Raw genomic sequence first — 7,896 nt, 5'->3', positions numbered from 1 at the left:
CAATCACAAAAGAATTAAAACAAAACTAAAAGGATTGTCCCCTGTGCAATACAGAGTTCAATCCTTAGTAGCTGCTTAATATATTTGTCTAATTTTTTGGGTTCAGTTCAAAAGATAGTCTTTTTATTTTTTTCCAAAAAGCTTTGAGAAAAAGCCGCCTTTTTGTTCAGTATTTTCTTGTCTCTGAGCATTAGCGCTTTTTTGTTCTTGAATTAATCGTATAGTACTCATTAACTTTTCGTCACGTTCCTCTAAGCGCTTATTGATTCTATCGAAATTATCCTGACTTTGTTTAGCCACCGCAGCGAAGAATTCCATATTTTGTTTTGTTAATTCTTCAGTCACTTTAGCTGTAACTTCCTCAGTAATTTTTTCAGTCAAAGCTTCTATAAAATCTAGATTGACCTGCTGTGCTTTAACTAATGAAGTTTCTTTTGGTTCACCATCACCGTCAACATCTTCAGCATAAACATTTCGAATAACCGTCGGATCCATATCTAAAAGCCCAACAATTTCGTGCTTTTTCTTTGACTCAGAATAATAATGTTTAATCTTTTTTACTGTATCAATACTATCCTCATGAACATATTTAAGTTGGCGTTCTTTTTTTATGTTCAAGTACTCATCAAAATCGTTCAACCATCTACGAAGAGTACTTTCAGGAATATCAAGCATGGTTGCTACTTCAGATACGCGATAATAACCATCGCTTAACTGTTCATCAATCATTTGCTCACCACCTAACTATATGATGCTTGTCCTATATACATTATATAAAAATTCTATAGAAACGAAAAGAACACCTTTGTAGATTACATAAAATATCATGGTTTTTTTACGTTTGATCACTCAATCATTCATTGCTCATTCATTGAGTTTTATATCAAAATCCCTATGTTATTGAGCAGTGATTAGTTGGGTGAGCGTGTTTTATTACTCAATATTTACAAAATCAGCACATCATAGAAGCAATTAATCTACTCTTATGCCACTTAATTTTTGCATATTTTTAAATACAAATAAGAGTTATTAGGTAAAAACAAAATAATTTATTATCGTAATTATTACGTTAATTTAACCTGTTATTATTACGGGGGATACTCCAGGTAATATTACGGTTGATATTTCGGAAGTATTTAAAGTGTTGATATTAAAAGGTTCTTGATAAAAACGCGGAGATATATTATAGTTAATACATACGATACTTCGGAAGTATATTCCGAAGTATCTACGGTGAATATATCGGGACTAAATCCCTTAATATTTTTATTGCTTTTTGTGTCTATACATAAATTTTGCTTTTTATTAAAGGTGGTGTGAAATTAGTGTCTAATATATCAATGAACAGCAATGAAATTATTGATGTACTCTGTGAGAATTTAAATGACGGTATTTGGGCTCTACGTGTCCTATATGCTGAGGGAGCAATGCACAAGGAAAAACTTTGGGATTGTATCAATCAGTATCATAAAGAATATCAAATTGAGAATGAAAAAGATTATGAAGGAAAAAAGATACTTCCATCGCGATATTCTTTGGATATTATGACTGCACGACTTGAAGGGGCAGGGTTGATATCTTTTAAACCATTTGGACGCGTTCGAGTTTACGAAGTAACAGATCTAGGTAATGTTTTGATCAAAGAACTAGAAAAAAGAAAAAAGAGTTGAGAAAAACAACTAAAATATATACTTGAGGGAGGATATACATATGGCAGGCAATTTTTCAGAAATCGAAAGCCAAGGAAATATTAGTTTAAAATTTGGATTCTTAGGACTAGGTATGGGTGGATGCGCAATCGCAGCGGAGTGTGCAAATAAAGAAACTCAAATTAAAAATAACAAATACCCATATCGTGCGATTCTTGTTAATACAAATAGTCAAGATTTTAACAAAATTGAGATTAAAAATGGGGGAAATGTACGTAAAATACAGTTAGAAGGATATGAGCAGGGTGCAGCTCGTAATCCACAGGTTGGTGAGGAAGCATTTGTAAAGCATGAAACAAAGATTTTCGAAGCAGTTAAGCAGGAATTTGAAGATCGTGATTTCATTTGGATTACTTGTGGCCTTGGTGGAGGAACAGGAACTGGAGCTCTATTAAAGGCAATTGAAATGCTATATGAACATGATTACAATTTTGGATTATTACTGACTTTACCACGTGATGCAGAGGCTTTAAAAGTATTAGAAAATGCAACTTCACGCATTCGTAGTATTGCTATGAACCAAGAAGCTTTTGGTTCAATTGTATTAATAGATAACGCTAAACTATATAGAAAATTTGAAGAGGAAAATCCAAGTGCTTTAGCAAACGAATATACTAGCTATAGTAACAAATATATTGCTGATGCATTACATGAGATTAATCTAGTTACTTCATCATTTACACCGTTTTCAGATACACATTTTGATGCGAGTGAATTTGCTCAAGTAATTAATACACCAGGCGTTTTATCATTAGCAAAACTAGAACTAAAATCAAATCAATTAGACACTGAAAACCCGCTAGGTTACTTGACTCAGTTAGGGAACGCGCTAGAAAAAGGCGTTTTATATGATACAGAAAAAGAAGAGCTAGAAAGTGCTAAAAAGAGCGCACTATCTATCGTTACATCACCGCTACGAGCAGGTCGATTATATAACTTCTCTTTCCTTAACCAAATGGAAAACTTCTTAAAAGAAAGAACTCCATATGTAGATGAACGTCCTATAGCTCCATATGTTAATAAACATACAGCGAAAAAAGAAGAGGATATAGTAAAATTCTATTCAGTTGTTGCAGGACTACCATTGCCAAAACGTGTGAGTGATATTATTGATGAGATTACGAGAATTAAAGAAGAACGTGAGCAAGCTAATTCTAAGAAATCAAATGCTGTTTTAAATAAACTTTTTGCATTTGATGATTCAGTACAAGAAGAAAAACCGAAAAAGAAAAAATTGAATTTTGGTGCTGAACCTGAAGTCGAAGTTGCTGATGATTCACAACCAGTAAAGAAGAAATTATCATTCTAAACAAAAGACCGACAAATGGTCTTATCCCTGTCAAGTAGACAGTATTAAAAAGACTAAGCAGCCATCGAGATTCGATATTCTATCGGAGCTCGATGGTTGAGTCGTTTTTGGAAACGTTTATAGTTATAAAAGTAAATATATTCTTCAATTGCTTGTATTAAATCCGCTTCTGTTTTAAAACGATTCAAATACAACATCTCCGATTTAAAATGGGAGAAAAATGACTCGATACAGGCATTATCATGGCAGTTTCCTTTGCGAGAGTGGCTGCCAATGATACCTAAATCTAAAAGTCGTTTGTTGTAGGCATGAGATGTGTACTGGAACCCCTGATCTGAATGGAGAATGGTTCCACGCACATCTCTTTTTTGTGCCAACATTTCAATTGTATCTAATACAAGTTCATTATCATTACGCTTGGAAATTTTCCAAGAAACAACTTCGTTATTATAAATATCTTGTACAACAGAAAGATAGCGGAAGCCCTCTTGAAATCGTAGGTAGGTAATGTCTGTAACAAGTGCTTCATTTTGTTGGCGATTTTTGAATTCACGGTTTAAAACATTTGGAAAAGTATTAGAATAATTCCCTTTAAAGAAGCGACGCTTCTTCCGAATAATAGACTGAATGTTAAGCTCACTCATTAATCGATATACCTTTTTGTGATTTATAAAATAACCCTCTTCTTCTAAAGCAATTTTCATACGTGGATAACCATATTCTTTGTGCTTTAGGTGAATAGATTGAATTACCTTTTTTAATCGTTTATCGGATTCTAGTCGTATGTTGTTCATACTTTTTGTATGAACCCACTTATAGTAACTTGAGCGATGTACACTCGCAAAATTAGTAAGCCATATAACGGGATATTTTCTCTTTAGTAATTCAATGATATGATATCGTTCTTTATATTTTAGTACGCCCCCATTTACAGATTTGGATACTGCTTTTTTAAATATTCAACCTGAGCCTTATAGTAATCACGCTCTTCTTCAACAGTTTTAAAATGAATCCGTTTGCCTTTTAAAGGGTTCGGTATACCTTTCATTTTATTATTTTCCCCACGAGTATCTATAATTTCACCACATTCTTTATATTTTTTTACCCAATTTTTAAGTTGTGTAGAGCTTCTAATCTGATATTTCTCCGTTATCATATTGTAGCTTCCTTCACCGTTTAAATAACTTTGAACAGCTGATAACTTTATCTCATTTGAGTATGTATTAAATGTGGTACCTTTTTTGGCCATGAAAAATCCCCTCCAAGTAATAGTGTAACATCCATGTGTATACATGGTCTTTTTCACACTGTCTACCTAAAGGGGATAATATCACAAATATAATTTTGTCGGTCTTTTTCTATTTCAATAGCAAAAAGAATCTACAATGCACAAGTGAGTTATCTATTATATTTTCTGTATGTGTAACACGGCTTTACACAATGTGATAGTTTAAATAAATTGTTAGGCCGTCCTAACAATTGTATTCGTATACTTTATCCTTTAATAAATTGTTCGGTTAAAACATGTCTTCCGTCCGAACAATTTTAAAAGAACTAAAAGACTATATAAATCAATGTTTTTAGCGTATTTTTAGCCAGAGAAGTAATCCAAACTTCAGCGTACGAGTTTTAGTATCTAGATTAGCGCAAATTCAGTTTAAAAATTTAATAATTTACAACAAAATTTTGCTGTAATAAGATATATAGAAATGGTTGTTATTTATTGAAAATAAATTCGTATTGTGGAGTTGCATATAATGAAGAACAAAACGTATAAATATACAAGTAAAGGCACACAAAAATCTTTTCGTTTAAAAGAGGCTGATATATTTGTATTCACATTTTTATATTACAAAAGGCATCTTACTACACGAAACATTACTCAGCTTTATAGTGCATTTGAAGGTAGAGATTTTTCTGAGGATAGTGTGTTTACAAAACTTAATCGTTTTTCAAAATATGGTGCTATCCTGACCAAAAAAATTGATAAAAGAGATGATAGTATAACCAGACGTGCGACATTCTCCTTAAAAGATAGAATGGTTGATTACCTTCAAGAAATAGGAAGGATTCCTGTAGGATCATCAAAACGTAGATATTCTTCTTCAATCTCTCTACATACACTCTGCTCACGAGAAACATTAGTACGCACACTTTTAGAAGTGTCGAAAAAGACCAATACGAATAAGATATTATGCGAGCTAGATATTCGCTCATATCATCAAAAACAAAAGAAAACAGAAATTGAAGATGCAGGTTTACTCTTAATTCCTGATGAACATATTTCATATCAAGACAAAAATATTTACATTGAAATGGATATGTGCAAAGAAACCAATGCTACCTTGGTTGAAAAGGTGGGGAAGTATATTGAATATGCACAAAAAAACACTAAAAATATTACTGTTGTTTTTGTTATGTATGATAAATCGATGTTCCTTGCGGAAGATGCAGAACCACCATACGTACGCATGAAAAATCTCTTATTTTCTATGCGTGAGTATCATGAACTTTTAATGAATCTACCAAATCTAAATATATACATCTGCTCTTTGAAAGAAGCTGGAGATGTTATTTCAGATATCATTCTAGGAATAGATGATAATCAAAACTTTGAACAAGATATTCTTTTACCTTTATCACAGCGTACAGTAGGAGATGCCGATTGGCGCTACGCATTTGTTGAAAAAGTTCAAACATTTAAGGAAACAATAGATGGTGGTCTTAGACGAACGTATAGGAGAGATAAAGATGCTATGCAAGATTTCTTCTTTATTTTTAGCAATGAAAATGATTACCGAATGATTGCTAGATTAGACGATGTTGTGTTTTCAAGAAGAGAAGGTGCTGAGGGGGTACCACTTGTTGTGATCTATCCAAAACGCAAAAAGGCTAGAGATATACTTTTAATGGACACTTATGACAATGTACTACTTCTATCGCTCCAAAATGAAAGTGTTACTATCGACGCGGATGAACAACTCATGGCACGTACTGCAAATAACATACATCCAAAAAGACGCAAGCTTGCTGAATTATATTAATCGTTTATTTTTTATATACCTTTATACAATTTTATTGATTTTTATTATTTAAGGTGATAGAATAACATTTGAACTAAACACTCAAAAATACAATCAAATCAGAACATATGAATTTAAGGCAAGCGACACACGCTGTTTTTACAGTGGGTGTCGCTTGCCTTTTTTTGTATGGAGAAAGGTGGAAAATCAAAATGGATTTACAATATGCAACTACTACTACTGAGGGAGTACTCTCTGCTAGAGAAGCGTTTAAAAACCCTGAACTAGTCCTCAAACATATGACAGAGGAGGGGGCAACGTTTAGTGTTTCCCTACAAGATATCCAAATCCCAGGAAAACCGAATTACTACTGGTATGATGTAATCATTGAAACAGCAACAAATAAAAAAATAGAAGTAAATATTGCGGTACTATCTCAGGAAGAATATAACCAGCTCTGTGAAAGAGATAGTATTGATTTATATTTAAAGCAAACTGAAGATGCAGCAAAATTCTTTTTTAAAAAATCAAAGGAGCTATTCCAACCAGAATTCAATAATCGATTCAAGTTTAAACATAAAGCTCGATTATATCTGTAAGAGGTAGGTGAGCCTATATGCAGACATTTAAACAACGATTACCGTTATTTACTACCATCGGCTTAATTAGCGGATTTATTCTTTCTTTTGTATTCGGTTTAGTAAACTACATCAAGTTACTCTACTATGCATTTGAACCACCGTCTTATCCTATAGAAATTACATATATACCGCTTATTTTGATGTTTTTCTCTTTGCTATTAGGAGAATTCAGCTTTAGGTTTTACAGCCGTATTCCTGCTTTGCATGTGAAAAATGGGAAATTAATAATTTTAATTGTTTCTCATATTGCAGTTGATATTCAATTTTTATGGTTTGCAACTGCTCCGATTCATGCAAAGGTTATTCCGTATCTTACGGATAAATCAAAACATGTTAATTTTGGTGAGTATGAGGCCATAGGTCATGTTTTAACAGGGAATTTTCACACACTCACTATGATTTTTGTCTTTTTACCTACAGTATTTATGATTTTATTTACACTTTGGTATAGTGGCCATATTGTTCGTTACCGAGAAGAAATATTAAAGTGGGTACAAAAATACGAATATAAAAATCATAAGTTACAAAAATGGTTTAATAGCCAAGAAGAACAAATATACCCTGACGTAGAAATTGGACCGCATATTGAACATAAAGAGATGGTTCGTATTAAGGGGAAAGATAGAACGCTAAATGGAATCATTATTGGTCCAATCGGTTCTGGTAAAACATCAAGTTTAATTATTCCCATGATTAATCAAGATCTACACTGGATGGTACGTTTTATAAATAAGTTTGAAACAGCGTATAAAAAGAATGATTATGATACAGAAGAAGTAAAAGGAACATTTTTAAATGGTGTGACTGTTATTGAACCGAGTAATGATTTATGTCAAAAAGTATTTAAATTGGTACAAGCACATAAGATCCCAGCAAGCTCGGTTTACTACATTGACCCAACCAATCCTGATACCAAAAATATAAACATTCTGCGTGGACCGGTTGATAAAGTAGCAGAGGTTTTCGCAATGGTTATTCAAGGTTTATCTGAATCTAACAATGCGTTCTTTGAACAAGCCCAGCGTAACCACCTTAAACAACATATCTATTTATTAAAGCTGCATAATCCTCAAAAAGATGTCACTTTTGATGATTTAATAAGCATGTATGTGCGCCCATAAGGGTAGATTTAGAATTGATTAAATAGCACTAATCTAGGTTAACTCACGAAAGACCTATTACCAATCACCTCACCTAGAAGGGAAACCTAAAGG

Annotated in this window: 7 protein-coding genes and 1 pseudogene; 6 read left to right on the top strand and 2 right to left on the bottom strand. The window is 32.8% G+C overall.

Going from position 1 to position 7,896, the window contains the following annotated elements:
• On the top strand, positions 1–79 hold a 79-nt coding region (locus tag ACS2CR_RS32700; RefSeq protein ID WP_131229404.1), incomplete at its 5' end, for an IS3 family transposase.
• Positions 80–123: 44 nt separating this feature from the next.
• On the opposite strand, the gene ACS2CR_RS32695 is transcribed toward ACS2CR_RS32700, so the two are convergent.
• Complete coding sequence (locus tag ACS2CR_RS32695) at positions 124–729, bottom strand: DUF3967 domain-containing protein (RefSeq protein WP_000564664.1); 606 nt, start codon at positions 727–729, stop codon at positions 124–126.
• Between the two features lie 611 nt (positions 730–1,340).
• On the opposite strand from ACS2CR_RS32695, the gene ACS2CR_RS32690 reads away from it, so the two are divergent.
• Together ACS2CR_RS32690 and repX are read left to right on the top strand one after the other, a co-directional pair.
• The gene (locus ACS2CR_RS32690) at positions 1,341–1,670 is read left to right on the top strand and encodes a hypothetical protein (protein WP_033689979.1); all 330 of its coding nucleotides are present in this window, start codon (positions 1,341–1,343) and stop codon (positions 1,668–1,670) included.
• A 40-nt stretch (positions 1,671–1,710) separates the two neighbouring features.
• Positions 1,711–3,018: a plasmid replication protein RepX gene (gene repX / locus ACS2CR_RS32685; RefSeq protein WP_033700045.1), complete on the top strand. Its 1,308-nt coding sequence runs from the start codon at positions 1,711–1,713 to the stop codon at positions 3,016–3,018.
• 53 nt (positions 3,019–3,071) lie between these two features.
• On the opposite strand, the gene ACS2CR_RS32680 is transcribed toward repX, so the two are convergent.
• A protein-coding gene (locus tag ACS2CR_RS32680; protein WP_374050075.1) for an IS3 family transposase occupies positions 3,072–4,267 on the bottom strand; the annotation gives its coding sequence in 2 pieces (ribosomal slippage) (positions 3,072–3,973 and positions 3,973–4,267; 1,197 coding nt in all).
• 508 nt (positions 4,268–4,775) lie between these two features.
• Between ACS2CR_RS32680 and ACS2CR_RS32675 the strand changes: the two genes are divergently transcribed.
• The 3 genes and pseudogenes from ACS2CR_RS32675 to ACS2CR_RS32665 form a co-directional block, all read left to right on the top strand.
• Entirely contained in the window at positions 4,776–6,062 is a 1,287-nt protein-coding gene (locus tag ACS2CR_RS32675; RefSeq protein ID WP_060852774.1) for a replication-relaxation family protein, read from the top strand.
• Between the two features lie 191 nt (positions 6,063–6,253).
• Positions 6,254–6,640, top strand: a complete 387-nt coding sequence (locus tag ACS2CR_RS32670; protein WP_033700041.1) for a hypothetical protein — start codon at positions 6,254–6,256, stop codon at positions 6,638–6,640.
• Positions 6,641–6,657: 17 nt separating this feature from the next.
• A pseudogene (locus ACS2CR_RS32665) lies at positions 6,658–7,791 on the top strand (conjugal transfer protein TraG); the annotation flags it as partial.
• Positions 7,792–7,896: the final 105 nt, after the last annotated feature.

It is taken from the genome of Bacillus cereus group sp. BceL291, assembly GCF_051776705.1.
Taxonomy (GTDB): domain Bacteria; phylum Bacillota; class Bacilli; order Bacillales; family Bacillaceae_G; genus Bacillus_A; species Bacillus_A cereus.
This window is presented reverse-complemented; position numbering and strand designations above follow the sequence as displayed.

Excerpts from the sequence above, each read along its gene's own strand:
- ACS2CR_RS32670 (WP_033700041.1), top strand. The coding sequence starts at position 6,254 with ATGGATTTACAATATGCAACTACTACTACTGAGGGAGTACTCTCTGCT.
- repX (WP_033700045.1), top strand. The coding sequence starts at position 1,711 with ATGGCAGGCAATTTTTCAGAAATCGAAAGCCAAGGAAATATTAGTTTA.
- ACS2CR_RS32690 (WP_033689979.1), top strand. The coding sequence starts at position 1,341 with ATGAACAGCAATGAAATTATTGATGTACTCTGTGAGAATTTAAATGAC.
- ACS2CR_RS32675 (WP_060852774.1), top strand. The coding sequence starts at position 4,776 with ATGAAGAACAAAACGTATAAATATACAAGTAAAGGCACACAAAAATCT.
- ACS2CR_RS32695 (WP_000564664.1), bottom strand. The coding sequence starts at position 729 with ATGATTGATGAACAGTTAAGCGATGGTTATTATCGCGTATCTGAAGTA.